General features: G+C 69.7%; 23 protein-coding genes and 6 pseudogenes. 14 read left to right on the forward strand and 15 right to left on the reverse strand.

All coding sequences use genetic code 11. The features are described 5' to 3' along the window. Positions 1-122: 122 nt before the first annotated feature. The 4 genes and pseudogenes from OHT61_RS32460 to OHT61_RS02885 form a co-directional block, all read right to left on the reverse strand. Positions 123-348: pseudogene (locus OHT61_RS32460) on the reverse strand (AraC family transcriptional regulator); the annotation flags it as partial. A 403-nt stretch (positions 349-751) separates the two neighbouring features. Then, a pseudogene (locus OHT61_RS02875) lies at positions 752-1,339 on the reverse strand (transposase family protein); the annotation flags it as partial. A 173-nt stretch (positions 1,340-1,512) separates the two neighbouring features. After that, positions 1,513-1,920 carry a limonene-1,2-epoxide hydrolase family protein gene (locus OHT61_RS02880; protein ID WP_329034763.1) on the reverse strand — a complete coding sequence of 136 codons (408 nt, stop codon included), beginning with the start codon at positions 1,918-1,920 and terminating at the stop codon, positions 1,513-1,515. A 724-nt stretch (positions 1,921-2,644) separates the two neighbouring features. After that, positions 2,645-3,136, reverse strand: a complete 492-nt coding sequence (locus OHT61_RS02885) for a GNAT family N-acetyltransferase (RefSeq protein WP_329034764.1) — start codon at positions 3,134-3,136, stop codon at positions 2,645-2,647. A 66-nt stretch (positions 3,137-3,202) separates the two neighbouring features. Here OHT61_RS02885 and OHT61_RS02890 point away from each other — a divergent pair. Continuing rightward, a pseudogene (locus OHT61_RS02890) lies at positions 3,203-3,366 on the forward strand (LacI family transcriptional regulator); the annotation flags it as partial. Between the two features lie 136 nt (positions 3,367-3,502). Here the strand turns inward: OHT61_RS02890 and OHT61_RS02895 are convergent. Continuing rightward, complete coding sequence (locus OHT61_RS02895) at positions 3,503-4,936, reverse strand: glycoside hydrolase family 76 protein (protein ID WP_329034766.1); 1,434 nt, start codon at positions 4,934-4,936, stop codon at positions 3,503-3,505. A 625-nt stretch (positions 4,937-5,561) separates the two neighbouring features. On the opposite strand from OHT61_RS02895, the gene OHT61_RS02900 reads away from it, so the two are divergent. Both OHT61_RS02900 and OHT61_RS02905 read left to right on the forward strand, forming a co-directional pair. Next, the gene (locus OHT61_RS02900; RefSeq protein WP_329034767.1) at positions 5,562-7,403 is read left to right on the forward strand and encodes a GH92 family glycosyl hydrolase; all 1,842 of its coding nucleotides are present in this window, start codon (positions 5,562-5,564) and stop codon (positions 7,401-7,403) included. Beyond that, a complete protein-coding gene (locus OHT61_RS02905; protein ID WP_329043068.1) occupies positions 7,312-8,160 on the forward strand; it encodes a glycoside hydrolase domain-containing protein in 849 nt (282 codons plus the stop codon). Before OHT61_RS02900 ends, OHT61_RS02905 begins: the two co-directional genes overlap by 92 nt. 186 nt (positions 8,161-8,346) lie before the next feature. Here OHT61_RS02905 and OHT61_RS02910 read toward each other — a convergent pair whose 3' ends face one another. After that, entirely contained in the window at positions 8,347-8,781 is a 435-nt protein-coding gene (locus tag OHT61_RS02910) for a DUF2267 domain-containing protein (RefSeq protein ID WP_329034768.1), read from the reverse strand. A gap of 339 nt (positions 8,782-9,120) precedes the next feature. After that, positions 9,121-9,555, reverse strand: coding sequence for an Hsp20/alpha crystallin family protein (locus tag OHT61_RS02915; protein WP_329034769.1), 435 nt, complete (start codon positions 9,553-9,555; stop codon positions 9,121-9,123). Between the two features lie 129 nt (positions 9,556-9,684). Between OHT61_RS02915 and OHT61_RS02920 the strand changes: the two genes are divergently transcribed. Together OHT61_RS02920 and OHT61_RS02925 are read left to right on the forward strand one after the other, a co-directional pair. Beyond that, entirely contained in the window at positions 9,685-10,353 is a 669-nt protein-coding gene (locus tag OHT61_RS02920) for an HSP18 transcriptional regulator (RefSeq protein ID WP_329034771.1), read from the forward strand. Positions 10,354-10,930: 577 nt separating this feature from the next. Beyond that, positions 10,931-11,758, forward strand: coding sequence for a pentapeptide repeat-containing protein (locus tag OHT61_RS02925; protein WP_329034773.1), 828 nt, complete (start codon positions 10,931-10,933; stop codon positions 11,756-11,758). A 35-nt stretch (positions 11,759-11,793) separates the two neighbouring features. Here the strand turns inward: OHT61_RS02925 and OHT61_RS02930 are convergent. After that, positions 11,794-11,960: pseudogene (locus OHT61_RS02930) on the reverse strand (transposase); the annotation flags it as partial. On the opposite strand from OHT61_RS02930, the pseudogene OHT61_RS02935 reads away from it, so the two are divergent. After that, positions 11,952-12,409, forward strand: a pseudogene (locus OHT61_RS02935) (IS5 family transposase); the annotation flags it as partial. The pseudogenes OHT61_RS02930 and OHT61_RS02935 sit on opposite strands and share 9 nt — an antisense overlap. A 50-nt stretch (positions 12,410-12,459) precedes the next feature. On the opposite strand, the gene OHT61_RS02940 reads toward OHT61_RS02935, so the two are convergent. Continuing rightward, positions 12,460-13,029, reverse strand: coding sequence for a dihydrofolate reductase family protein (locus OHT61_RS02940; RefSeq protein WP_329034775.1), 570 nt, complete (start codon positions 13,027-13,029; stop codon positions 12,460-12,462). 389 nt (positions 13,030-13,418) lie between these two features. Then, positions 13,419-13,592: a hypothetical protein gene (locus tag OHT61_RS02945; RefSeq protein WP_329034777.1), complete on the reverse strand. Its 174-nt coding sequence runs from the start codon at positions 13,590-13,592 to the stop codon at positions 13,419-13,421. A gap of 606 nt (positions 13,593-14,198) precedes the next feature. On the opposite strand from OHT61_RS02945, the gene OHT61_RS02950 reads away from it, so the two are divergent. Both OHT61_RS02950 and OHT61_RS02955 read left to right on the forward strand, forming a co-directional pair. Continuing rightward, entirely contained in the window at positions 14,199-14,426 is a 228-nt protein-coding gene (locus OHT61_RS02950; protein WP_329034779.1) for a hypothetical protein, read from the forward strand. A 200-nt stretch (positions 14,427-14,626) separates the two neighbouring features. Continuing rightward, complete coding sequence (locus tag OHT61_RS02955; protein WP_329043454.1) at positions 14,627-15,481, forward strand: hypothetical protein; 855 nt, start codon at positions 14,627-14,629, stop codon at positions 15,479-15,481. A gap of 28 nt (positions 15,482-15,509) precedes the next feature. Here the strand turns inward: OHT61_RS02955 and OHT61_RS02960 are convergent. From OHT61_RS02960 to OHT61_RS02980, 5 genes and pseudogenes are all read right to left on the reverse strand, one after another. Continuing rightward, a pseudogene (locus OHT61_RS02960) lies at positions 15,510-15,732 on the reverse strand (serine/threonine-protein phosphatase); the annotation flags it as partial. Between the two features lie 510 nt (positions 15,733-16,242). Further along, entirely contained in the window at positions 16,243-16,434 is a 192-nt protein-coding gene (locus tag OHT61_RS02965) for an amidohydrolase family protein (RefSeq protein ID WP_329034780.1), read from the reverse strand. Between the two features lie 58 nt (positions 16,435-16,492). Further along, positions 16,493-17,506 (reverse strand): NAD(P)/FAD-dependent oxidoreductase, encoded by a 1,014-nt coding sequence (locus OHT61_RS02970; protein WP_329034782.1) that lies wholly within the window; start codon positions 17,504-17,506, stop codon positions 16,493-16,495. Continuing rightward, positions 17,503-18,030 carry an isoprenylcysteine carboxyl methyltransferase family protein gene (locus OHT61_RS02975; RefSeq protein WP_329034784.1) on the reverse strand — a complete coding sequence of 176 codons (528 nt, stop codon included), beginning with the start codon at positions 18,028-18,030 and terminating at the stop codon, positions 17,503-17,505. The genes OHT61_RS02970 and OHT61_RS02975 overlap by 4 nt, the downstream gene beginning before the upstream one ends. A gap of 13 nt (positions 18,031-18,043) precedes the next feature. Then, on the reverse strand, positions 18,044-19,102 hold the full coding sequence (locus tag OHT61_RS02980; protein ID WP_329034786.1) for a type III polyketide synthase: 1,059 nt from the start codon (positions 19,100-19,102) through the stop codon (positions 18,044-18,046). A gap of 340 nt (positions 19,103-19,442) precedes the next feature. Here OHT61_RS02980 and OHT61_RS02985 point away from each other — a divergent pair, with 340 nt between their 5' ends. From OHT61_RS02985 to OHT61_RS03010, 6 genes are all read left to right on the forward strand, one after another. Further along, the gene (locus tag OHT61_RS02985) at positions 19,443-20,330 is read left to right on the forward strand and encodes a UbiA family prenyltransferase (protein ID WP_443049350.1); all 888 of its coding nucleotides are present in this window, start codon (positions 19,443-19,445) and stop codon (positions 20,328-20,330) included. A gap of 281 nt (positions 20,331-20,611) precedes the next feature. Beyond that, the gene (locus tag OHT61_RS02990; RefSeq protein WP_329034787.1) at positions 20,612-21,526 is read left to right on the forward strand and encodes an AurF N-oxygenase family protein; all 915 of its coding nucleotides are present in this window, start codon (positions 20,612-20,614) and stop codon (positions 21,524-21,526) included. Positions 21,527-21,535: 9 nt separating this feature from the next. Continuing rightward, positions 21,536-23,185, forward strand: coding sequence for an FAD-dependent oxidoreductase (locus OHT61_RS02995; protein WP_329034789.1), 1,650 nt, complete (start codon positions 21,536-21,538; stop codon positions 23,183-23,185). Positions 23,186-23,458: 273 nt separating this feature from the next. Continuing rightward, on the forward strand, positions 23,459-24,031 hold the full coding sequence (locus tag OHT61_RS03000; RefSeq protein WP_329034791.1) for a MarR family winged helix-turn-helix transcriptional regulator: 573 nt from the start codon (positions 23,459-23,461) through the stop codon (positions 24,029-24,031). Between the two features lie 92 nt (positions 24,032-24,123). Then, a complete protein-coding gene (locus OHT61_RS03005; protein WP_329034792.1) occupies positions 24,124-25,569 on the forward strand; it encodes a glyceraldehyde-3-phosphate dehydrogenase in 1,446 nt (481 codons plus the stop codon). A 289-nt stretch (positions 25,570-25,858) separates the two neighbouring features. Beyond that, positions 25,859-26,209 (forward strand): VOC family protein, encoded by a 351-nt coding sequence (locus tag OHT61_RS03010; RefSeq protein WP_329034793.1) that lies wholly within the window; start codon positions 25,859-25,861, stop codon positions 26,207-26,209. The last annotated feature ends 2 nt before the right edge of the window (positions 26,210-26,211 follow it).

Below are 26,211 nucleotides of genomic sequence, written 5' to 3' on the forward strand. Positions count from 1 at the left end.
GCTACACCATCCGCCGACCCTGATCCTGCGCCGGCCTGCCGAGCCAGGGGCCGGGGCTCGCAACGCCGGCCTTCCCCTTCGTTCGCTTTTTCAACGTGGAACGATCAAGTGACGCCGGGGTCACGACGGCTCACGTACGCCCGCGCCGCCAGGGTCTCCCGTCGAACTGCTCATGAAGGTGCTCCAGCGCCCAGGCGACGACCTAGGCGAGCGGGTCGGCGCCGATCTCCTCCGGTAAAGACCTGTCGAGGTAGCGCTCCTGACCGCCGAGCGGCGCGGCGGGACCACCGGTCGGCGGGCCAGGGCCCCTGCCGCCTCGTTGCAGTGGTCCGTCCGCACGATGTGGAGAGAATCGCCTCAGGCACCCGGCGTGTCAGCCAAGTCGACAACGCCCGCTGAACCGCTCCGGATCGATGGAGGCCCGGGTGAGGCTTCGCACTGACAGCGGTGGGTACATCCGCAAGCATGGACGCCGGCGCATGGATATCGCTGATAGCTACGGGGATCGTCTTGCTCATCGGGGCGGGGCTCATCTGCTACGAGCATTGGGGATCCGGCGCGAACCAGACCCGGGAGCATGACCTCGGTCCGGACAACACCAGCGGCGGAGGCGGAGGCGGCTGACGCCCACGGTTCGGCCGAACCGCCACAGCCCGGACCTGCCGTCGATCTCACGACCGCACAGCAGCAGAGCCTCGAACAGCGGCCTGGATCTCGTCGGGCTCCCATCGCGACAATCGGTGCCTTGGGTTCAGCGTCGCCGCTTCAGGGTGAGGACGGCTGCAGCGATTGACGACATTCGATTCGGGCTGCACCGGGCCTTGCGGAAGATCCGCCACAACTTCAGCCGTGCGACACCACGCCCGACCGGAGCCAGTGCCGCGGACAGCACGCGGTTGACGGTCTGTCGGGTGGGCGTGAGGCCACGGCACGGTGGGCGTCCGAGGGGCGTCGTCACCCTCGGTCCGGCTCCCGCGTAGGCGCGGTCGGCCAGGACTGGAACACCCTGACGCTCGCAGATACTGATGATCCGGTGCGTACGGGCCGCGGTCAGGTCATGCGTGCGGCGGGGCAGTGCAGGCGAGATCCGCAGCAGCCGACCATCTGGAGCCGTCACCACCTGCACGTTCACCCCATGGGCGGTGCTTGTGGGAGTGGTCGGCCCGGCTGTCGCCGACCCGGTCGCACTCCGCCAGAGCGCCGTCGAGCAGAACGTGGTCACGTTCGGCCTCGCGCAGGGTGCACAGCAGGCCGGGCGCGTCGTCGGCCGGCATGCCGACGACGGCTGCCACGTAGGCGTGCGGGTGCCGACGGAGATACCGAACCCGTCAGCGAGCCGGGGTGCGGCTACTCGGACGAGCCACAGCTCGCCGGACCGCCAAGATCACACGCAGCCACCTCGCCGTCCGATCGGCGACTGTGACGTGGGCCGGCCCTACGGGCGGCCGGCCCGCACCGACACCACCAAAAGCGCAGATACGGTTCTGCGCAAGCGGGAACGTCGGACGAGCCCTACTGGTCACGACCCCATTCCTCGGGCTGGGTGTTGTAGAAGTAGTCGCGGTTCCAGGTGATCTTGCCGTTCTCCACGCGCGTGAGAGCCATCACGTCGAATACGAGCAGAACGCTCCCGTCCTTTGCCAATATCTTCTCGATGCGTTGACTGAGGACGACATCCCCCTGCGTGGCGATGAACTTGACGTCGAACTGATAGCCCTCGGCGCCCAGGTCACGGCGAGCCCGTTCGAGGTCGTTCACCAGTTCTTCGAGGGTGCCGACGGGGTTGGCGTCTGCGAGAACCGATTCCCAGGCGACCTTGTCGGCGACGAGCCGCTTGCAGGTGGCGATCGCCTCATCACAGGTAGGACCGAAGCTCTCCCAGAACTCCCGCACTACGGATTCAGATTCGGCGACACTCACGTCAGTTCCCTTCTCTGTTCACCTTTGCGCCTGACGACCGGTCATCCGGATATGACGCCAAAGACTACTTTCCCGATGATCCAAGAATGACGATAACAAGTTGCTTGGTCAAGTGATTGGGGGCGTGCCGCGGAGTCCGAGCGCGCGGCGGCCTGCCGCGGCGCCTCCTGTGTGACTCCGCCCCAAGGTGCTCCGGAGGGGATACGTCACCGCGTACGGTTGCCCGGCTTCTCCGGGCCCGCCCGTCCGGGAGACCTGCACTGGCCGTGGCCCGAGCCCGGCCTCAGGGGGCAGGGGGCAGGGGGCAGGCCAGCAGAGGGCCGGCGCCGTGTCGGCAGCGGCCCGTCCGCTCCCGCGCAGCGCTCCGCGGCACCTGCGTACGGTCACCGGCTATGAGCACACCGCGCAGACCCTTGGGCTACGGCCCTCAAGCCCAGCCCAGGCCGGTCGGCGGGCACGGGTATCACCCGGCGAGTCCGCGCCGCTCAGGCCGACATCGACACCGCCCCGTTGTACCGGCCAGGCACCACGGACCACCTGGGCCTGGATAGGTGTGCCGTTGCTTCAGGTGAACCCGTGCCCGCAACGGCGCGGGGACCCGAACCCCGACCTGAGGCACGGCCAAGAGCCGTTTCGGAGTTGACCTGCGGCCAACCGCCTCCGGCGCTCCGATGCGGACGCCTGGTTCCTGGCGGTACCTGCGGACGGCTCGGGTTGGTGGTGGTCACGAGCCCAGGTTGTGGTACATGACATGCAGGCCGACCGGACCCAGCACTGGATGCCGGAACGCGCCGGGAACGGTGCCGATCATGGCGAACCCGAGACGCTCATACAGCCTGACCGCCGGTGTGTTGGAGGCCGCGACAGCGTTGAACTGCACGCCGGCGAATCCGCTGCTTCGCGCCCAGTCCAGCAGATACTCGCCCAATGCTTGGCCGACACCCCGACCGCGCGCTTCTGGCGCGACCATGAGGTTTCCGCTGGCGATGTGCGAACCCGGTCCTGGCCGGTTGGCGTACATGTTGGAGGTGCCGAGTACGCGCTGGTCCTCCACAGCGACCACGACGTGCCCTGGCGGCGGTACCACCCACAAGTCGTGCGCCTGCACCTCAGTTTGTAGCGGGTCGTAGCAGAAGGTGTCCCCTTTGCGGATGATCTGCTCGACGACCGGCCAGACCTGCGGCCAATCAGGCTCCTCGAACGTTCGGATCTCCATCTGCGTGAGATTAACCAACGGTGTGGCACTCCCACCGGTTATTTCCCGTGGCGTGCTGCCGGCCAGGCTGCTCACCGGCGACGGAACAAGTTCGCCACGCGGCTGTTCACGCCCGCAGCCTCCGGTTGGTACCCGAAGACGGTGCCGCAGGAGCCCGGCCTGTTCCCGTGCTCGTGGACCCGTGGCCCGGCGTGCCCGCTCGGGACAGGGGAGCCCAAGGCCGATGCGACACACCGCCCAAGTCGGACGGCGGCACCATCACCGCTCCTCATCCGCCGACCGACCCGGTGACGGCCACACAAGCTGGCTCCGGCGGGGCCGCCCCCTACGAAACCGGCGGCCTCGTGAGTCCGGCCCCGCGTGTCCTCAGCGCGTGGCTGCGTTGAGCACGTCCAGAACGCTCTGCTGGCAGCCGTAGCCGGTGGTGCTGCTACCTCCGGCCCAGTGCGGGCCGTATTGGTCGAGCGGGTTGCGGTTGCGGTCGTAGGCGCTGTTCGCCCAGCGGGTGAGGGCCGCGGCGTAAGGGCGGTCCGACAGCCGGCGGTTGAGGACGCCGAGGCCGCGTACGTAGGCGCCCTTGAAGCTCGGGCCATCTCCCGTGCAGTTGTCGCCCTCCCCTGGTTCGCGCAGGACGCCGCCGGCCTCGAGCCGGGCGGTGGAGGCGTCGGCCAGGCCGCGCGCCGTCGTCAGGAGGCCGGCGTCACCGGTGGCCTTGTGGAACTCGGTCAGTGCGCCCAGGATGACGCCCTGGTTATAAGTCCAAGTGGGTTGACCGTTGTTGGCGCAGGAGTCGGTGAGACCGTCGTTGATCATTCGCTCAGCGTTGATCATGCCGCTGCGCTGGAACCAGTTCCATTCGCTCTTCGCCCGCTCCAGGTAGGCGGTGTCACCCGGTATCCGGTTGTGCAGGGCCGAGGTGAGATGAAGGAACAGCTCGTTGGTTATGGCGTTCTTGTAGTTGCCGTTGGTGCTCCACCGGACACCGCCACCGCATGTGCTGTTCCAGTTCGCGTACATGTGGTCCGCGTCCGCCCGGGCGGTGTCGAGGTACCTGCGGTCGCCGGTCAGGTCGTAAGCGGCGATCCAGGCCAGGCCCCACCACCCGGTATCGTCGAGGTACTCGTTGCGGAACTGCCCTCCTTGCGCGTTGACGTTCTTCTCGTACGTCTCGGCGATGGCGTAGGCATAGCTGTTCATGCCGCTGATCCGGATGTTGTCGATGATCGCGGTGAGCGCGTTGGCGCCGGTCCACCAGCCGTTGCCACCGAAGAGTTTGCTGCCCCGGTCGAACGACATCATCAGGGCGGTTGCCGCGGCCGTGCTCCTGCTGCCCGCGTTCCAGGTGGTACGCGCCCAAGGCGTGCACGCGATGGGGCCTCCGGCCGGCTGGCCGCAGGCCCGAAGGGCTCCGACGCCCTGATTGTTCCAGTCGTCGACGTTGTACATCTGTGTGCGCCAGCCCCGCCCTCCGGCAGGCACCGAGGTGTCGCCGAGAGCGCTTCCAGCCGCCCAGGTCAGGCCGCCGTCCAGCGACCGGTCCAGCCAAACACGGTCGTTGGGACCGCCGTTGTCGATGGATGCCCAACCCATCGCGTCGGCGTCGTTGAAGTGCAGCGCGATCGACCGCGCGGAGACCGTGGCCGTGGCGGGGACACGGTCCTGGGCACTCAGCGCTGGATCCCGCGCGTCGCAGTACTTGTTGCACACGACCGCGGACGCCGCCGCGGCGGGGGCTGATGACAGTCCGCCGACAGCAAGGGTCGACAACGTTGTCAGAGCGGCGCAGAGGGCGGCAGACATGGAACGCACTGGCTTCATGGGGAAGGCTCCCATACGTCTGGTCACGAGAAGGAGCGCCCTGCGACAGGGAGAGAGCGCTCTCCGAAAGTAGCCATGCATCATGCCCACGTCAACGTATTGGGCAGTGCCGGTGGATCGGACATCGACGAGCCCGGCTTATTGACAGGCCTTCAGGATGGCGGTCTGATGTGATTGCTTTCGCGGGGCGGGTTCACCTTGTGACGTCACCGTCGGGGGGACGCTTGTCACGAACACGAAGTGGCCGACCGTACCGGTCGGCCTCTCTCGCCCCCGAACGCACTTCGATCCGACAGCGACGGTCACACCGACGGTGTGACCTCCTAGTGGACAGAGCATCGGGACCTGGGCGGCGACACAGGAAGTCGGCCCACCGCGCTCCTCCCCGTGGCGGCGCGGGCTTCCTCCCCCGGCGTCCGCTTCCGCGCGGCCCGCCGGATCGATCCAGCGCTCGCACGAGTCCGGGTCGCATCGGCCGGGCTTCGGAGAGCCGACCAGCCCGTACCGACGGCGCCCCGGCCGACCCGACCGGCCGGTCGTCACCGGCCACCCACGTCCGCCCGGGCCCCGCACCGTCCTTCCATCACAACACCATGGAGCCGCAGCGATGAAACGATGGCGCATCCCCCTGACGTTCTGCCTCATATTCCTGGGGTTCACCGCACCGGTCACCGTTGCCGAGGCGGCGCCGGCGTCCGATCCCGCGTCGCTGGTCAACCCGCTCCTGGGCACCTCGAACGAGGGCAACACCTTCCCGGGCGCCGACGCCCCGTTCGGGATGGTGCAGTGGAGCCCCGACACGCCGTCGCGTCCACCCGGCGGCTTCTACGCGTACTCCGACAACGTTGTCACGGGCTTTAGCCTGAATCATCTGTCCGGCCCCGGATGCGGCGCCCTCGGTGACATCCCGATCCTTCCCACCACGGGCGCAATCGACGGCAACGCGACGGTGGGCTTCTCGCACGCCAACGAGTCGGCGGACGCTGGGGCGTACTCGGTCGCGCTCGACAACGGCGTCAAGACCGAACTGACAGCCACGCTCCGCTCCGGGATGGCACGTTTCACGTTCCCCGCGACCACTCAGGCGAACCTGCTGTTCAAGATGGGGTCGGGCAAGGGCAGCAACATCCGCTTCGACCGGGTGAGCAGCACCGAGGTCAGCGGGTCGCTCACCAACGGCTTCTTCTGCGCCTCGAGCCCGACCTACACCGTCCACTTCAACATGGTCTTCGACCGGCCGATGACCAGCAACGGGACGTTCAACGGCGGTAACTCGGTCACGTTCGACACGACGGGCAACCGGGTGGTCCATGCGAAGGTCGGGCTGTCGTACGTGTCCGTCAGCGGGGCCAAGGGGAACCGGACGGATGAGAACTCCGGCTGGAACTTCGACGCGACCCGCGATGCCACCCACACATCGTGGAACGCCCTGCTGGGCAAGGTTGCGGTCGCCGGAGGGACGACGGCCCAGCAGGAGGTGTTCTACACCGCCCTGTACCACTCGTTACTGCATCCGAACCTGCTGAGCGACAGCGACGGGAAGTACTGGGGCTTCGACAAGAAGGTGCACACCGTCAGCGGCAACCAGAAGGCCCAGTACGGCACCTACTCCGGCTGGGACATCTACCGGACCCAGGCGCAACTCCACGCGCTCGTCGCACCCCAGCAGGCGAGCGACAGCGCCCAGTCCCTGGTCAACGACTACGCGCAGGGCGGGTTCCTGCCCAAGTGGTCACTGAACTCGGCCGAGACGCAGGTCATGAACGGTGACCCCGGTCCGGCCGTCATCGCGGACTACCACGCCTTCGGCGCACGCGCCTTCGACACCGCGGCCGCCAAGAACGCGATGGTCAGTCAGGGCACCACGTCGAACCCCATCCGGATGGGTCTCGACCTCCAGACCAAGCACGGGTACCTGCCCTCGGACGGCACGTACCCACGCGACTTCTACGGTTCGGTGGCGACCCTGCTGGAGTACAGCGCGCAGGACTTCGCGACTGCCGCGTTCGCCGGGGCCCTGGGTGACACGACCACGCGGGACCAGTTCGCCAACCGGGCACAGGACTGGCGCAACGTCTTCAACCCCGCGAGCGGCTTCATGCAGCCGAAGCTCGCTGACGGTGCCTGGCGGCCGGGCTTCAGTCCCACGAGTAGTGACCAGTTCGTGGAGGGTACCTCCTGGCAGTACACGGGCGCGGTGCCCCACAACGTTCGTGGACTGGCTGACGCCATGGGCGGCAATGCGAAGATGGCTGCCTACCTGGACAACGTGTTGTCGGACATCCGGGGGGGCCGGCGGCTCGCACGCCGACATGCGCAACGAACCGTCCATCGCACTGCCCTGGGAGTACACCTACATCGGGCAGCCCTGGAAGACCCAGCGGATCGTCCGCCAGGTGCAGAACGAACTGTGGAACAACTCGCCAGCCAACTGGGGGGTGGGCAATGACGACCTGGGCACGATGAGCGCCTGGTACGTCTGGTCGGCCATGGGGTTCTATCCCCAGACACCTGGCACGGCCGACCTGGCTCTGGGCAGCCCTCTGTTCACCAACGTCACGATCACTCTCGGCAACGGCAAGAAGATGGTCGTCAACGCCCCGAAGGCCGCGACCGACGCGCCGTACGTCCAGAGCGCCACACTCAACGGCTCCACCTGGAACAACGCCTACCTTCCGCCGTCGTTCGTGAGCGACGGCGGCACCCTGAACCTCGACCTCGGCACCAGCGCGAACACAGGCTGGGCCACCGCTCCGTCCTCCGCTCCCCCGTCCTACGGTGGCAACGGCGGCCCCAAGCCGCCGGGCCCGCAGCCGCTGCCCACCGGTCCGGTGAGGTCCGGCATCGCCGGAAAGTGCCTGGACGTCGACCAGGGTTCCTCGGCCGACGGAACGAGAATACAGACATGGTCGTGCAACAACTCCGCCGCTCAGCAGTTCGCCCTGACGCCCGACGGCAACCTGCGGGGCCTCGGCAAGTGTGCGGATATCAGTGGCGGTACCGAGAACCATGCTTCGGTGGTCCTCTGGTCCTGCCACGGGGGACCGAACCAGAAGTGGACCTACAACGCCTCCACCAAGGCACTGGTGAACCCGCAGTCCGGCCGTTGCCTGGATATCCCCGAATCCAGTGACCGGGACGGCACCCAGCTCCAGATATTCGACTGCAACAGCACTGCGGCCCAGCAGTGGTCGCTGCCGTCCTGATCCCACGACACCTCGCCGGCACTGAACCGGCGAAACGGAGACAGCTCGGACCGGCACCACCAGTCGGCGGTGCCGGTCCGAGCTCTTTCGAGCAGGCCGGTTCCGGCCCTACCCGCGTGTTCCCGTCGACCATTCGGCCCCGCATCCGGCGACACCGCTCGGGAAGTCGCGCAGCTGCGGTGCTGTTCAGGCTGCCTGAATGAGTTCTGCTCGGCCGAACAGCAGGGCGTAACCAGGCGGAAGCTGTGCGAGGACGTCGTCCACGAGGCCGGGGCCCGCGATGCGGGTAACGGCCGCCAGGACAGCTCCGGCGTCCCAGCGCGCGGTGGCGGGTGTGCCGCCGGTGCGGGTGGCGAGGTCCTTGACGAATTCCCAGCCGGTGAGCGAGTCGGCGTCGGGGTTCTGTGCCGTGAGAGTAAGGGCGGCCTCGGCAGGAAGGCAGGCGGCAAGGTCGGCGCGTGTGTCTCTCGTGAGCTGACGGCCGAGACCTGCCAGCACAGCGTGTGTCACGGCCTCGGCTCGCTCGCGTGTGGGGTACGCGCCCTCGTACCTGATCCTCTCCAGTATCTGATCGAACGTCATACCCGATGCGGTGCAGTTCCGTTCACGCATGGAGCGCATGGGCACAGGGCCTTTCTCGGCTGGGGCTGCCGCTCAGCGAGGACCAAGCGGCAGCCGCTGGACTGGTCATGGGGGTGAGCGCGCCGTGTCGGACCCGCAGGAGGCTTCGGCCGCCCCACCGGAATGTCATTGAGGGGCGGCAGGCCAGGCTGCAGCCCCTGCCCTGACCAGCGGGCTGCCCAGAGGGATGGTTCGCGGGTCGGGGCATGCGCGTCCCGTGCAGAGCGCGCGCCGTGGGCCGGGCGGCCGAGCTTGCGGAAGGACTCACGCGCGTACGCGCGCAGAAGTGCTGGGCAGGGCGCCCGATGGTCACGTTCGGGCGCCCTGAGCAGAGCCGGTTCAGGTAGAGATCTGCCGGCGGGTGGCGCCTTCGCCGATGGCGATCTTGCGGGGCTTGGCACGCTCCGCGATCGGGATGCGCAGGGTCAGGACACCTGCGTCGTAGTCGGCATGGATGCGCTCGGTGTCCAGGGAGTCGGCCAGGACGATCTGCCGGGAGAAGACACCGAGGGGGCGCTCGGAGAGTTCCACCTTCACCGTGTCGGCCTTCGCGACCGGTCGGCGTTCCGCCTTCACAGTCAGCATGTTCCGCTCGACGTCGATATCGATCGCCTCGGTGCTCACACCGGGGAGATCGAAAGCGATCACGTAGTCGTCGCCCTCACGGTAGGCGTCCATCGGCATGACGGACGGCTTCGACCAGGTCCCGGACGTACCCGACAGCTGCTGGACGATCCGGTCCATCTCGCGGAACGGGTCAGTGCGCATCAACATCGCGAAACACCTCCAGTTGGTTCAGGCAGAAACTGCCAATGCGCTTCAACGTGCATCCGTTGTAACATGTCATCCAAGCGATGACAAGCAAGACGTCATCAAAAGGATGACGAAGCGACGGAGGTCCCCATGACCGAAGCCACCCCACCGACCTCACCAGTCCCCTTCCCCGCCGCCGCAGCCGCACTGGAGGCCATCGACCAGTCCGTGCGGGACGCACAGACTTCCCCCGCACAGACACCCACAGCCGCGACGCCGCACCCAACCGACTCCGGCCCGCACCCTGCACTGGCCGCGCTGCTGATGCTGCGCAAGGTCCGCGAGGAGCTCGCCGGCTGGGAGAGCGCACTGATCGAGACCGCCCGCGGACAGGGCGCAAGCTGGGCCGAGCTCGCCGGGCCTCTCGGGGTCGCCAGCCGCCAGGCTGCCGAACGCCGCTACCTGAGGCTGCGGCCCGGCGCGGCCGGGAGCACGGGAGAGGAACGCGTCCAGGCCACCCGTGACACCCGCGCCGCCGACCGCACCGTCACCGTCTGGGCCCGCGACAACGCCGCCGACCTCCGCCGCCTCGCCGCACAGATCACCGCCCTCACCAACCTCCCCGACAGCGCCGCAGAAGCGGTCGGCGACCTGAATCTGGCCCTCGCCGACAGCGATGCCGCCCGCCTCGTGCAACCCTTGACCGGCTTCCGACCCCACTTGCAACCCGAGGACAGCGGCCTCGCCGAACGCATCGACGCCCTGACCCAGCACACCGACCAACTCCGCCAGAACACCCACGACCAACGCAGCGCTTGAACCACCGCTTCGCCGACGAAGTCGACGAGGTTCGGCACAAGGGTCGCTACGATCGGCCTCACCGCAGCGCGCCCGCCCCCGAGGTCTAGGGCGATGAAGCCATTCATGACTGGCGTCGCGCGGTTTCAGCGACGTGCCGATCCCACCCGGCTCCAGTCCCTGGCCGACGCGAAAGGCACGATCGTCTGGGACCTGAGCGTCGACCACATCGGACAGATCCGTGTCGTAGACCCAGGGCCGGCCCAGCCCGTCTCCCGCGTCCCGAACCGATGAGCGAGACAATCGCACGACACGGCAACCGAGTTGAACTCCGTGGCCTCGACCGCGTACAACAAGGTCAACAGGGTCTCCTGATGCAGGTTCGTTGTCCTCAACAACTCCGGACTGCACCAGGGACCCTGACTTCGTGCATGGCCGGGGGCCGGAATCACCCATCGCGAACCCCACATTCGAACACATCGCACTCAAGATCGATAGAACCGCTCTACGATGGGTAGCTGCCTTTCCCACGCGTGCACCTAGAGCCCAGGGGGGCCATGGATATGGTTCGGCACCGCGCCTCTCCAGGAGATTCGTCTTGACCCGGCACACCGCGCACGCCGCCGACCCCGACCTGCAGGCCGACTGCGCGCACTGCTTCGGTCTGTGCTGCGTGGCGCTGCCCTTCGCCCGCTCGGCTGACTTCGCCGCGGACAAGGCCGCTGCCGCCCCGTGCGGAAACCTTCGACAGGACTTCAGCTGCGGCATTCACGAGCAACTGCGCGGCAACGGTTACAACGGCTGTACGGTCTTCGACTGCTTCGGGGCCGGGCAGAAAGTCTCGCAGGTGACCTTCAGAGGGCGCAGCTGGCGCGAGGAGCCAGAGGCGGCCCGCACGATGTACGAGGTTTTCCCGGTGATGCGGAACCTGCACGAACTGCTGCGCTACATCGCGGAGGCCCTGGATCTCCACGCCGCCCGGCCGCTCCGCCGCGATCTGCGCCGCGCCCACGACAGGCTCGACGCGATGACGCGCGACACGGCCCAGTCGCTGCTCGCCATCGACGTGATGGCGTTGCGCGCCGAAGTGAACCCGCTGCTGCTGCGGGCCAGTGAACTCGCCCGCGCCTCGGTGCCCGGCAAGAAGAGGGACCACCGGAACGCCGACCTTATGGGCAAGCACATGGCGACCGCCAAACTGCGCGGCGCCAGTATGCGCGGCGCCTACCTGATCGCCGCCGACCTCTCCGGGGCGGACCTGCGCGACGCGGACTTCATCGGCGCGGACCTTCGGGACGCAAACCTGTGCGGGGCAGACCTTACGGGAGCCCTGTTTCTCACCCAGCCCCAGCTCAATGCCGCTCGAGGCGACCAGGCGACCCGGATCCCAGCGGCGTTGCAGCGACCGGGCCACTGGGCCGCGTAACGCACGGATCCCTGTCGCGCTCCGCAGGGAGCGGCCCGCTCCGGCAGATCCCTCACTGCACGCCCGTCCGGACCCGGTAGAGAACCCCGTTGATCACCCGACGGTGATCACTCCACCGCCCCCCGCGGGGCCCCACCAGGAGGCAGGAACGACTCCAGCCGGTCCACTCCGCATTCGTCAGATCCGTCCATGCCGCGTTCACCTGGCGGTGGATGGCCGTGGCCCGCCCCTGTCGTTGGTCGTGACGGCCGGGAACGTGAACGACTCCACGATGTTCGACGCGGTGCTGGGCGCCGTCAAGGTGCCCCGCACCACGGTTGGCAGGCCCCGACGCCGTCCCGACCAGGTGCTGGCCGACAAGGCGTATTCCTCTCGGGCCATCCGGGCCAGCCTGCGGCGACGCGGCATGCGGGCCACGATCCCCGAACGGTCCGACCAGGTGGCCCATCGCAAGCGGCGCAGCACCCGCGGCGGCCGGCCACCGCCTTCGACGAAGAGCAGCACAAGGGCCGCAACGTGGTCGAGCGCTGCTTCAACCGTCTCAAGCAGTTCCGTGGGATCGCGACCCGCTTCGACAAGCTCGCCGTCCGCTACCAGACGGGACTCCACCTGGCCTCGCTCATCTTGTGGCTCCGCGACACCGCACCATGATCACCGTCGTTCCGTCGCGAGGGGCGGCCAACGTGCCAGGACAACTCACGTCAAGCCGTAACTCGCGTGGGCCGGTATCGCTGGGCTACCGCACCCGACCGGAACTCATGGCGGTCCACGGGCTCGAGCTGGATGCGCTCACGCAGACCGGCGAGCAACGTCGGCCCGTGTCCGGCAAGGACCGGCTGAACAAGGAACTCGTACTCGTCGATCAGTCCCAGCTCCGCCAACGCTCTGGGAAGCGTCACGCCACCCACCCACAGGCCCTCGCCCGACTCCTGCTTGAGCCGCTGAACCGCTTGCCCCAAGTCGCCTCGCACCAGGTCGGCATTCCAATCGACCCCGCTCAGCGTGCTCGACACGACGTACTTCTTCGCCCGGTCGATGCTCTCGGCGAACGGGATCTGCCACTCACCCATCCAGTCAGGCCACGTGCCCGTGGTCGGCTTCCGCCACGCCGACTCCATCATCTCGTAGGTCACCCGGCCGAACAGCAGGGCATCGGCTCGCTCCATCTCAGCGGTCCAGTAGCGCATCGACTCCTCGTCCGGGGGGAGCCCTGCCTCGTGATGGCAGCAGCCGTCGAGGGTGACGTTGATCGAGTATCGAAGTGGTCTCATCTAGGTGCTCTCCCTTGATGCATGCTCCGCGATTCACCGGACCGTACTCAGACGACTGCCGACGCCGTTTCTCATCGGCGCCCCGATCGCACATACTTTGACGCCGTCGCGATGCGCACCGCAACGTCGTCATGATGCGAACCGGACCGCAGACCGAACGCGCCACCGATTCGGCGCTCGGAGCGTGCAGGTTCGCAAAGGGATGGCGCCCTCAGCGCTCGACTTCGATGCACCGTGCCGCGTCACCTTCCGTCGGCTCAGGGTCAGCGACAAACGTCGCGAACATTGCCTGACGCGGCACTGATCCAGAGGTGCTCGTGGGCAATGCGCCGACCCGATGCACACCCGCTCACTTGGCCAAGCACATAGGGGCACCCCCCGGGCGGCGCTCAGTGGCGGAAGCGATCCTTCGCGCCCTCCTTGGTCGCCCGGGCCTTCCCCCGTGCCTCCAGAGCGGCCCCCTTGGCTGCGGTGGTGTTTTTGCCCATCGCCTGGGCCAACTTCCTCACAGCCTTCCCGACAACCTGCTCGGTCGTGGCCTTCGCCTTCTCTCCGGCGCTCATGTCAGCCCTTTCGTCGATGCTCTGCGACGCCCGTGCCCCGTTGACGGTAGAGAGGTGTGTCGTGAGATCAGCAACCTGGCCTTGCGGCGATCCGTTGTACCGGCGATCCCGCTCGAAAGGTTCTTGATCCCCGACCCGCCGCCCTTGGACAGCCGGCCAACGTCCTTCCCGCGCACAACTCGGAGCGGTTGCACACCGCGGTGCAAGCAGTCGGAGTCGGTCGCGGGTCTCAAAACCCTGCGTCCCCGCCCGCAGGGTTTTGATGCCCTACGGCGACCGGTCGCCGCCAAGCTCGTGGGCAGAATACGCTACTCATAACCATACTGAATACTTCGAATACAATTCAGATAGAGGTGCAGGATTTCTCGTCGGAGGATTCACTCGCTCTCCGGCGACGGCATCACTAAAGATCGTTTCGACGGCATCACGATGTCACCGTGCGATGCGGAAGACGTGGTCTTCGCTCCGGAGCCGAGGCGGCCTGGAACAGAAGACGACATCGCAGGGGGCGACGCGAAGCCGGCCCCATCACGAGGACGAAGGGGGAAGAGCGGCAGCCGGTCCGGTGGAAGGAAGTGGACCGCCGTTCGAGCGAAGGAGCATGTGATGAGTAGAGCCGTGGTCGGCTTGATGGCCGGAATGGCGCTGGGTTTCGCCGCGTACTTCGGTGACTTCTGGGCGTTCCTGCTCGTGCTGGGGCTTGGTGTCGTCGGTCTTGTGGTCGGGCGTGTGCTGGAAGGCGATGACGGACCGGGGGACTTCGTCCGCCGCCGAGACCGACAGCAGCGGATCCGCGACGACCGCCGACGGACGCGGGGAGACTGGCAGTTCTGACCCACACCGTTCCCCCGCGAGGCGTGCGATCACGAAGTGATCGTCACAGGCAGCGTTGTGGGTCCGGAGCGAGCGACTGGGGGTCGCGGGCCATCACTGCATGGCGTGGCCTACGCAGCGGGCGTAGCGTGGGCCGGGGGGCGAGATACGGCACACGGGAGTCTGCGTGCAGCAATCCGATTCCGCCGGGAGGTCACGGCATGGGACGGGGTATCCGCAACACCATTGGACTGATCTTGGCGGTCATCGGCGCTGCTGCAGCGCTCTGGGCGCCCTTCCGCAGTTGGTACAGCGGCCGGCTGGGTGAGGACTTCCGGGTCGGGGAACTCTTTACCGGAACCGGCGTGACGGACGCCGGCGCGGGCCTGTTCGCGTCCATGTTCTTGCCTCTCCTGGTCGCCGCGGTCCTCACGCTTCTCGGCGTGGTGTTCCGATCGAGATTGCTGGTCCTTGTCGCCGGAGTCATCACCCTCGGGTTCGCCATCCTGTGGATGATCCGACAGGGTCAGGCACAGGGCGGCCTGACTGTCTCCGGGGAGAGCAACGGGCTCGGCATCGGAATAGGGCTCGCCCTTCTCGGCGGTGTCCTGATGCTGATCGGATCGGCCATCATGCAGGGCCGCGAGCGCCGGGCCGTTCGGAAGGAGCGCCACGGGCAACAACAGCAGGAGCGCGACGCGGTGTACGACGACGACCGGGATCGCCGCGGCGTCGAGGCCGATCGCCCATATGGCGTGGCGGCCCGGGACCGGAGCATGCCTGACGCAACTGGGCGGGGCAACGCCGAGGATATGCGGCCCGTGGACACGTCCTCCGCCGGACAAAACACAACTGGCACGGGCACGCCGCGAGGGTTTGCCCGGAAACCGCAGCAACAACCATCGGCGCCGCTCGGCCGGCCGGTCCCGGCCAGGGAGGCGGACGGCGAAGCTCGCGGGCACGGTGATCGCGACCGCACCCAGTACGAGGAGAATGACGATGCCAGGGGCGGCTCCCACCCCGCCGGCGAGCACCGCTCGGGCCGAGGGTCCACGTACCGCCGGGACCAGATCTGAGCGTCGCCGCTCCCGGCGGGAATCCAGGAGCGTTGACCAGGAGAGTGGCCGTGGGTGAGGCCTCGACATGGTGGCCCATCGCAAAGAGTCGCGGTGAGGCCGTAGTCGCAGGTATCCCCTGCGATGGAGTCGGTCGGTACCAAGGCCGCGGCGAGGGCGAACGGGGCTTCCTCGCAGGAGGGGGCCGAGGGTAGAAGCTGGCGCTGGATCTCGGCAGCCAGGCTGAGCAGGGTGGTGCGCCGGCCCCAGTGACAGCGAGCTGCCGATTGGGATCGCGGCGAGGTCACCCGGCTCGGGTCGAAGCTACGAGTTGTGGTGAAACTCCCTGCGCCCTTGCCTGTACTCAGAAACCAAAGCATCGGCATTTTCGTAGGATGGAGAGGTCTGCGGATTCAAACCCGTTGATTGTCCGCCCTCTTCTTGCCAGGAACTCAGCAATTGCGCCTGCTGTTCTTCGGACAATTTTTCAACCCACCTCCGATTTTCCGAGGAAAGCTGGCCCAAGAAGGGTTCCAATGGGAGTGACACAGGCGCCCCAATCCTTGTGACTGATCACTATCGATGTGCTGCGGTGGGACCGGCAGGGGCCGAGATTACCGCTCCCTCGCGCTCTTGCCGCACGCCCGGGCAGCGCCGCGCGTCGTCGCAGTGCCGAAATCACTCCACCAGACCCGGTGAGCCGCTGAGACGATGGCTGGACATGAGGGGTGAGCTGTGAGGTACCCCCTGGCACGCTGAGGGTGTCACCCGCCGCGCGTTCGTCAGCGCACCCGCACACCGGCGCGGAAGACCGCCTGGACGTCCGGAAGCGAGGCGGGGTCCATCGCGGGGTTGCCGCGCACCGCGAGGAAGTCGGCACCGGCGCCCACGACGATCCGTCCCTCGCGCCCCTCGACCCCGCACGCACGGGCGGCCACGCTCGTCACGCAGGCGAGCGCGTCGAGGGCCGGCACGGGGGGCGCCGCCGTGATGCGCGCGGCGCCATTCCGGACGCCGCGCCCGGCGCATGCCTCACTGCAGGGCGCGCACGGCGGCGGCGAAGAGCGGGGGCAGGTGCTGGGCGGCGGGCACGATCATCCGCGCGGTAACCGGGCGGCCCGCCAAGCCCAGCAGCGCCCGGGTGAGCAGACGATGACGGCGGGTCAGCCGGGTCCATCGCGCGGGATACGCCTCGGGCCGGCCCGCGACGAGGCAGTCGACCGCCGCCGTGGCGGTCGCCGCCGCCAGGGCGATGCCCTCACCGGTGAGGGCGTCGACGTACCCGGCGGCGTCACCGACGAGCAGGACCCGGCCCGCGCCCTGCGTGCTGGCGGTCCGGCGCAGCGGACCCGCGCCGCGGACGGCGCCGTCCTCCCGTCCGCGCAGCGCACGGGCCAGGGCGGGGAACGCGTCGAGGTGCTCCCCGTGGGAGCGCCGGTGGCCGCTGAGCACGGCGACCCCGACCAGCCCGTCGCCGACGGGGGTCACGTACGCCTCGCCGTGCGGGGACCAGTGCACCTCGACGAGGTCGGTCCAGGGCGCCACCCGGTAGTGGCGGCGCAGTCCGTACCGGCGTGGCGCGGCGGGGGCGCGTTCGAGTCCGAGCGCGCGGCGCGTGGGTGAGTGGAGGCCGTCGGCGGCGATCATCCAGCGGGCCGTGAGCCCGGCCGCCGTGACGCGGTCCTCCCCCTGACGCACCCCGTCCACCCGGCCCGCGACGAAGCGCACGCCGAGATCCGCCGCGCGGTGGTGCAGCGCGGCGTGCAGCGTGGTGCGCCGGACGCCGAGCCCGGGACCTCCCCGGAAGCGCGCCTCGGCGCGCCGGTCGCCCTGGACGTACCGGATCCCCCGGAGTTCCCGGCCGGCCGGGGAGACTCCCAGCGCCTTCAGAGCCGCCACCCCGCTGGGCATGACGCCTTCGCCGCAGGCCTTGTCCACGGGTACGGCGCGGGGTTCCACCACCACGGTTTCCAGACCCGCGGCGGCCGCCCGGATGGCGGCCGCGAGACCGGCCGGCCCGCCGCCCGCGACCAGGACGTCGATCACGCGCGCACCCCGGCCTGCGCGGGACGTGCGAGAGCGTCGTCCTCGCACGGGATGCGTACGGCCATGAGGGCCGCGTTGAGCACGGTGAACAGGACGGCGGTCATCCAGGCGCCGTGCACCAGGGGCAGCGCGGCCCCTTCGGCCGCGACGGCCACGTAGTTCGGGTGGCGGATCAGCCGGTAGGGCCCGCCGGTGACCAGGGGGAGGCCGGGGACGACGATGACCCGCGTGTTCCAGCGCCGGCCCAGCGTGCGGACGCACCACCAGCGCAGTCCCTGAGCGGCGGCCACCACCGCCACCATGGTCCAGCCGAGCCACGGGACGAAGGCGCGGTCCGCCCGCCAGGTCTCGGCGATGCAGGCGGCGAGCAGCCCGGTGTGGAGGGCGACCATCGCCGGGTAGTGGCCGCGGCCGGCCTCCGTGCCGCCCTGCGCGAGGCTCCAGCGCGCGTTGCGAAGCGCGATCCCCAGCTCGGCGAGACGTTCGGCCGCGACCGCCGCCACCAGGGCCGTGTACCAGATCATGTGTCCCTCCGGACTACCAGCGCAGCAGCACCAGTTCGCAGCAGAAGCCGGGTCCCATGGCCAGCAGCAGCCCGGGCGATCCGGGCTCGGGCCTGCGCTGTTCCATGGTGTCGCGCAGGACGTGCAGGACCGACGAGGACGAGAGGTTGCCGGTCTCGGCCAGAGAGCGCCGGGTGACGTCCAGGGCCTCCTCCGGCAGGGTCAGAGCCTCGGTGACCGCTTCCAGGACCTTGGGGCCTCCGGGGTGGCAGACCCAGCGGGCGATGTCCTTCGGTTTCAGCCCGTGCGGTTCGAGGAAGCCGCCGACGTCCCCGGCGAGGTGGCGGCGCACGACATCGGGGACGGCGGGGTCCAGCACCACGGTGAAGCCGGAGCCGCGGATGTCCCAGCCCATGACGTGGCCGGTGTCCGGGTAGAGGCGGCTGCGGGTGTCCAGCACCTCGGGTCCGTCCCCGGGGGCCGGGTGGTCGCCGCCGACGAGGACCGCGGCGGCGGCGCCGTCCCCGAACAGTCCTGTGGCGACCATGTTGGCGGGCGTCGGGTCGTCCCGCTGGAGGGTGAGGGAGCAGAGCTCGACCGAGAGGAGTACGGCCACCTGCCCCGGCCGGCCGAGCAGGTAGTCGTGCAGCCGGGCGATCCCCGCGGCCCCCGCGACGCAGCCGAGCCCGAAGACGGGGAGTCGCTTCACGTCGGGGCGCAGACCGAGGCGCCCGACGAGCCGTGCGTCGACGGAGGGTGCCGCGATGCCCGTCACGGAGGTGAACATGAGCAGATCCACGTCGCAGGGCCGCAGCCCGGCCTTGTGCAGCGCGCCCCGGATCGCCTCCGCTCCCAGTTCGACGGCGGCGCCGATGAACACGTCGTTCGCCGCCCCGAAACCGTCCAGTCCGGCGTACTGCTCCAGGGGCAGCACGGTGTGCCGGGTGCGCACTCCCGCGTTCGCGTGGACGCGGTCGAGCAGGCGTCTGTCCGCACCCTGGGGCAGACAGGCCCGCGCCGTCATGTCGGTGATCTCGGCCTGGGTGTGGCGGTACGGCGGCAGGACGCCGTGGACGGCCGCGATCCGGGTCATCCTGGCCACCGCTTCGGGAACGTCATGGCCACATCCTGACTGCATACCGGGGCAAATCCGCGCACATGCGGTTCGCGGCAGCCGTGTTCGCGGCAGCCCGGGCTGCCCAGGGGCTGTCCCGGCGCGCCTGGTCGCGCGCTCACCGGGAAGGCGGAGGCGGCGCCCGAGGGCTGTCCCGCCATCCCCGGTGGATCAGCGCGCGGCGTCGGATGCGGTGCATCGCAAGGCGGCGGGACGTCCGCATACTGGGTGCATTCGGGCGTTCCGACGACGCGGCGAGGCGCCGTAGCTGTCGTCGCGCGCCCGCCGGGGATTACGGGAGAGCCCTTAGGATCGCCGGGTGGACACCACGCACGGGTCGGCGGCGCCCGCCCCCGTCGCGCGACGGCCCGGCACGGCACGGGGACTGCTGCTCTCCTGCCATCCGGGTCCCTCCTGTGCGGTGACCGTGCTGATCGCCGCACTGGCCGTCAGCTCCGGTCTGAGCGGCGGCCGTTGCGCGCTCGTCGCCGCGGCGGTGCTCGCCGGACAGCTCTCCGTGGGCTGGTGCAACGACGCCTTCGACGCCCGGCGCGATGCCGAGGCCCGCCGCCCGGGGAAGCCGGTCGCCGGAGGCGCGGTCAGCCGCAGGACGGTGTGGGGCGCGGCGTTCACCGCGCTCCTCCTGTGTGTGCCGCTGTCGCTCGCGTGCGGCGCGGCGGCGGGCGTGGCGCATCTGACGGGCGTGGCGGCTGCCTGGGCGTACAACCTGAGGCTGAAGGCGACGGTCCTGTCCTGGCTCCCCTATGCGATCGGCTTCGCCGCCCTTCCCTGCCTGGTCGCCCTGAGCCTGCCCGGCGGTGCCCCGCCCGCGTGGTGGGTGGTGTCGGCGGGCGCCCTGCTGGGGGTGGGGGCCCATCTGGGCGACGTATTACCCGACATCGAGGACGACCTGAGGGCGGGGGTCCGCGGCCTGCCCCAGTGCTGGGGACCGGTCCGCACCAGGCTGCTGCTGCCCGTTCCCCTTGTCGCGGCGACCGCGCTGCTGGTGTTCGGGCCTCCCGGCGGGCCCGGCGGACCGGGCGTCGTCGCACTCGCCGCCGTCGCCCTGTGCGGGACGGCGGCGACGGTCGCGGGGGCCGCGCCCCGCCGCGAAGGGCCGTGGCGCCAGGCCGCGCTGGCCGGCACGGTCGTCGTGGCCTCGGCGGATGTCGCGCTGCTGCTGGTGCGGGGTGCGGGAATCGCGTGACGGGTCCACGGACGCCGTGCCGCCCTCGAATGCGGCGGTGATGCGCTCACCTTTCGAGGATGCGCTCACATTTCTTACTGAGGGGTAGGCCCGCCCCGAGTCCTTGCTATACCTTGCGTCTAACAAGCGGGACGGAAGGCGGCCGGGCGAGGCGTGCGCCCAGCCCTCTCGCCCGGCCCTGCCGCCATGCCCCCTCACGGGCACGGCACATGACGGCCCGTCTCCCCGACCACGCTGTGACAGCGCCGAGGAACATCACTGACGAACCGAGGAGCCGCACCATGGCAAGCAGCACCGTCCGGCCGGACGCGCAGGACCGGCCCTCCGAGAACGACCTCACCCGCCGCCTGCTCGCATCCGCGGCGACGCTCGCCTACGACCCCGCCACCGAGGTCGACTGGGACACCCCGCTCGACAAGGCGCACCACGGCGCGAGCCCGGAGTGGAGCACCCTCTACGGCACCGCTTACTGGGCGGAGCTGACGGAGGAGCAGCGCACGGAACTCACCCGCCAGGAAGCCGCGTCGGTCGCGAGCACCGGCATCTGGTTCGAGATGATCCTGCAGCAGATGATCCTGCGCGACGTCTACGCGAAGGACCCGACGAGCGCGGACGTCCAGTGGGCCCTGACCGAGATAGCCGAGGAGTGCCGGCACTCGATCATGTTCGCCCGCGGTGCGCAGAAGCTCGGCGCCCCGGCCTACCGGCCGCGCCGCCTCGCGGTGGAGCTGGGCAGGGCCTTCAAGACACTCGCGTTCGGCGAGGCCGCGTACGCCGCGATCCTCGTCGCCGAGGAGGTCCTCGACGTCATGCAGCGCGACTGGATGCGGGACGAGCGGGTCGCGCCCTTCGTGCGCACGATCAACAACATCCATGTGGTCGAGGAGTCCCGCCACATGAAGTTCGCCCGCGCGGAGACCCGCAAGCACCTGAGCGGCGCCGGGCCGGTCCGGCGCCGCGTCAACGCGCTGGTCATCGCCATCGCCTCGTACGTCATCGTCACGAGCATGGTCAGCAAGGACGTCTACGCCAACGCGGGACTCGACCCGGAGCGCGCCATCGGCGAGGCGAGGGCCAACGAGCACCACAAGTCGATGATGCGGTCGAGCTGTTCGGGCCTCATGGACTTCCTGGCCTCCGCCCGCCTGCTCACCAAGCCCGCCCTGCTGTTCTACAAGCGCGCCCACCTGATCTGAGCGGACGACATGACCTACGCCATCACCCAGACGTGCTGCAGCGACGCCACCTGTGTCTCGGTGTGCCCCGTGAACTGCATCCATCCGACGCCCGGGGAACCCGGCTTCGGCAGGACGGAGATGCTGTACATCGACCCGGAGTCCTGCATCGACTGCGGCGCCTGCGCCGACGCATGCCCGGTGGACGCGGTCTTCCCGCTGGACTCCCTGCCCGCCGCACAGCGCGAGTACGGCCCCCTCAACGCGGCCTACTTCGCGGACCATGAGCCCGCGCCGGCACCCACCGGGCCGAACTTCCACGCGTGGGCCCGGCCGTCCTTCGAGCGCAGCCTGCCGTCGGACTTCGGCCCGCTCCGGGTCGCGGTGGTCGGCACGGGGCCGGCGGGGATGTACGCCGCCGAGGACCTGCTGCTGCACACCGCCGCCGAGGTGACGCTGATCGACCGGCTGCCGGTCGCGGGCGGCCTGATCCGCTACGGCGTGGCGCCCGACCACCTGTCGACCCGCAAGGCCGGCGACACCTTCGCCAGGTTCCACTCCCACCCCCGGGTGCGCATGCACCTCGGCCTGGAGGTCGGCCGGGACGTCACCCCCGCGGAACTGGCGGCGCACCACGACGCCGTGATCTACGCGGTGGGCGCACCGGCGGGCCGCCGGCTCGGGATACCGGGCGAGGACCTGCCCGGCAGTGTCGGCGCCTCGACGTTCGTCTCCTGGTACAACGCCCACCCGGACGTCGCCGCGGACGCGGTCGTCCTGTCCGCCGAGCGGGTCGTCGTGGCCGGCAACGGCAACGTCGCCCTGGACGTGGCGAGGATCCTGGTGTCGGACCCGGGCGCACTCGCCGCCGGCGACATCGCGGGCCACGCGCTCCACGCCCTGCGGGACGGCGCCGTCCGCGAGGTCGTGGTACTCGGGCGGCGCGGCCCCGAGGACGCGGCGTACACGCGGTCGGAGCTGCTCGCCCTGAAGCATCTGCCGGGTGTGGAGCTGGTCGTGGACGACCACGACGCGAGGGTGGGCGCGGCGATCGACGCCGCGCTCCCGGGAGAGCGGGCGGCCCTGCTGGCCGGTGTCGGGCGCGCGCGGGTGGACTGGTCCCGCCCGCCGTCCGAGGGGCGTCGGATCGTGTTCCGCTTCCACTCCTCGCCGCTGGCGGCACTCGGCGACCGAGCGGTCACCGGCGTGCGGGTCACGGAGGCGGGGAGCGGCGCGGAGACCCGGGAGATCGCGGCCGGAATGCTGCTGAGCGCCGTCGGCCAGCGCGGCGTCGCGGTCGCGGGGCTGCCGTTCGACGAGGCGGCCGGCACCGTTCCGCATGTGGCGGGCCGGGTGGCGGGGCGGCCCGGGACGTACGTCGTGGGATGGATCAAGCGGGGTCCGTCGGGTGGCATCGGGGCCAACAGGACATGCGCGGCCGAGACGATCGGCGCCCTGCTGGAGGACGCCGTCGCGGGCACCCCGCCGGAACACGGGCCGAAGGCCTTCGGGCGGCTTGCCCGGCGCCGTAACCGCGAGATCGTGGACGCCTGCGGCCTGGCGCGGATCGAGCGGGCCGAACTGGCCCTGGGGCACCGGGACGGACGCCCGAGACTGAAACTGGCGACGACGTCCGAACTGGTCGCCGCGGCGAAGGGCCGGCGGCGGACTGCGAGCTGAGCCCTCCCTGCCCTCACCCTGCTCCCCGTCCGGCCCGCCGACCAGTCGGCGGGCCGGACGGCGTTCCGCTTCCCATTCCGTTTCCGCGTGCGGCCGATTCCGTTTCCGCGTGCGGCCGATTCCGTTTCCGCGTGCGGCCGATTCCCTTCCCACCCCCGCCCTGGGAGGTGACGTGACATCAACTCCGTCCCGGGTGAACCCGGTTACACACTAAGGTTAGGCTTGCTTAACTAAGCATTCGAGCCGCATCGCGGTGTCCGAGGAGGAAGAACCATGCGCCAGTCGGCCTCCCCCGGGGCGGAACGCGACACACCGGACCCCCAGGGCTCAGGGAGACCCGGCCCCTCGCCCCTCACCACACCCCCGAGCGTGCTCGGGCTGAACGCCTACCTGATGTACGCCACGGGCAAGGCCGCACGCCGCAGACTCACGGAGCGGCTGTCGGCCCACGGGCTGCGCCTGTGGCACCTCACCATCCTGGCCATGCCGGAGGACGCCGGCCGGGTCTCCAAGGGCGACCTCGCCTCCCGGCTGGACATGAACCAGAGCGACCTCACCAGGACGGTCACCGACCTCGAACGCGCCGGTCACGTCCGGTGCGCCCGCGACCCCTCCGACCGCCGCCGCATAGAGGTCACGCTGACGCCGGCAGGCAGAAGCACCCTGACCGCACTCAACGCCGACGTCGCGGCGGCCGAGTCGGAACTCCTCGCGCCACTGGACGCGGACGACCGCGAGCGTTTCGCCCTGCTGCTCCGCCGCGTGCACGCGCACCTCGAACACGACAGGGCGGGCACGCCGTCCGACGTCGTCCCCAGGGCCCCGGCGTCACCCCGCAACGGGTGACAGGCATCCCGGGACCACTCGCGGCACCGAGTGAACGAGCGTTTTCGGGTGTGGTTAACATATGAGCACCGCCTAGCTCGAAAGATGGACTTGTGACTGCCACCGAGGACTCGTTCACCAACTGGAAGACCCGTGAGGAGATCGCGGAGTCGATGATCCCGATCATCGGGAAGCTGCACCGGGAGCGGGACGTCACGATCCTGCTCCACAGCCGCTCCCTGGTGAACAAGTCGGTGGTCAGCATCCTCAAGACCCACCGCTTCGCCCGGCAGATCGCCGGCGAGGAGCTTTCGGTCACGGAGACGCTGCCCTTCCTGCACGCACTGAGCTCCCTCGACCTCGGCCCGTCCCAGATCGACCTCGGCATGCTCGCCGCGACCTACCGGAGCGACGACCACGGCCTGTCGGTCGAGGAGTTCACCGCCGAGGCCGTGGCCGGGGCCACCGGCGCCAACAAGACCGAGCGCCGTGAGTCGCGTGACGTCGTCCTCTACGGTTTCGGCCGCATCGGCCGCCTGCTGGCCCGCCTGCTCATCGAGAAGACCGGCTCGGGCAACGGCCTGCGGCTGCGCGCCATCGTCGTACGCCGGGGAGCCGGGCAGGACATCGTCAAGCGCGCCTCCCTGCTGCGCCGCGACTCGATCCACGGGCAGTTCCAGGGCACCATCACCGTCGACGAGGCGAACGACCGGATCATCGCCAACGGCAACGAGATCCAGGTGATCTACTCCGACGACCCGACGACCGTGGACTACACGGCACACGGGATCAAGGACGCCATCCTCATCGACAACACCGGCCGCTGGCGCGACCGCGAGGGCCTGTCCAAGCACCTGGTCCCCGGCATCGCGAAGGTCGTCCTGACCGCGCCCGGCAAGGGGGACGTCCCCAACATCGTCCACGGCGTCAACCACGAGACGATCAAGCCGGACGAGCAGATCATCTCCTGCGCCTCCTGCACCACCAACGCGATCGTCCCGCCGCTGAAGGCGATGGCCGACGAGTACGGCGTGCTGCGCGGGCACGTGGAGACCGTCCACTCGTTCACCAACGACCAGAACCTGCTGGACAACTACCACGACTCCGACCGTCGCGGCCGCTCGGCGCCCCTCAACATGGTCATCACCGAGACGGGTGCCGCTTCGGCCGTCACCAAGGCGCTGCCCGACCTCGACGCCAAGATCACCGGCAGTTCGATCCGCGTGCCGGTGCCGGACGTGTCCATCGCGATCCTCAATCTGCAGCTCGGCCGCGGAACGGACCGCCAGGAGGTCCTCGACCACCTCCGTAACGTGTCGCTGACCTCGCCGCTCCGCCGGCAGATCGACTTCATCACCGCGCCCGACGCGGTCTCCAGCGACTTCATCGGTTCGCGCCACGCCTCGATCGTCGACGCGGGCGCGACGAAGGTCGAGGGCGACAACGCGATCCTCTACCTCTGGTACGACAACGAGTTCGGCTACTCCTCCCAGGTCATCCGGGTCGTCCAGCACGTCTCCGGCGTGGAGTACCCGACCTACCCGGCTCCGGCGGCCTGACTCCGCAGCCCCCGGCCGAAGGCCCCCGGCTCGCGCCGGGGGCCTTCGGCGTACCCCGGGCGGTGCGGCCGGCGGCGCGCGGCCGGCCCCGGGTGCGGACGCGGCGGCCTCGTTGCTCGACCGCCCGGGCCGCAGGGCGGACGGGAAGGCGTGAGCGCACGGGACGCCTCGGGCCGGCGTCCCCCTCTCCGGCTCGGCATGGAGTCCGGGTGCACGGGACGGCCCCGGACACGCCGCGTCCCACGAGAATGACCGCGTGACCGCCACCGCCCAACCGGCAGGAGACGCCATGTCCGTCCGCAGGGTCGTACCCGACATCACCTCGGAGGCCACCATGGAGGAGAACCGGGAGTTCTACGGCCGGCTCGGCTTCGAGGAGGTCATGAACCTCGGCTGGGTGATGACGCTCGCCTCGCCCACCGACCCCGCCGCGCAGGTCACCTTCATGGAGCACGACGCCACCGCACCGGTCGTACCCGACATGAGCATCGAGGTGGACGACGTCGACGCGGTCCACGCGGCGGTGCTGGCCGCCGGTGCGGAGATCGTCCACCCGCTGCGGGACGAGGCGTGGGGGGTGCGCAGGTTCTTCGTCCGGGATCCCAACGGCCGGGTGATCAACGTGCTGAGCCACCGATGACG

This window comes from Streptomyces sp. NBC_00178, assembly GCF_036206005.1.
Lineage (GTDB): Bacteria > Actinomycetota > Actinomycetes > Streptomycetales > Streptomycetaceae > Streptomyces.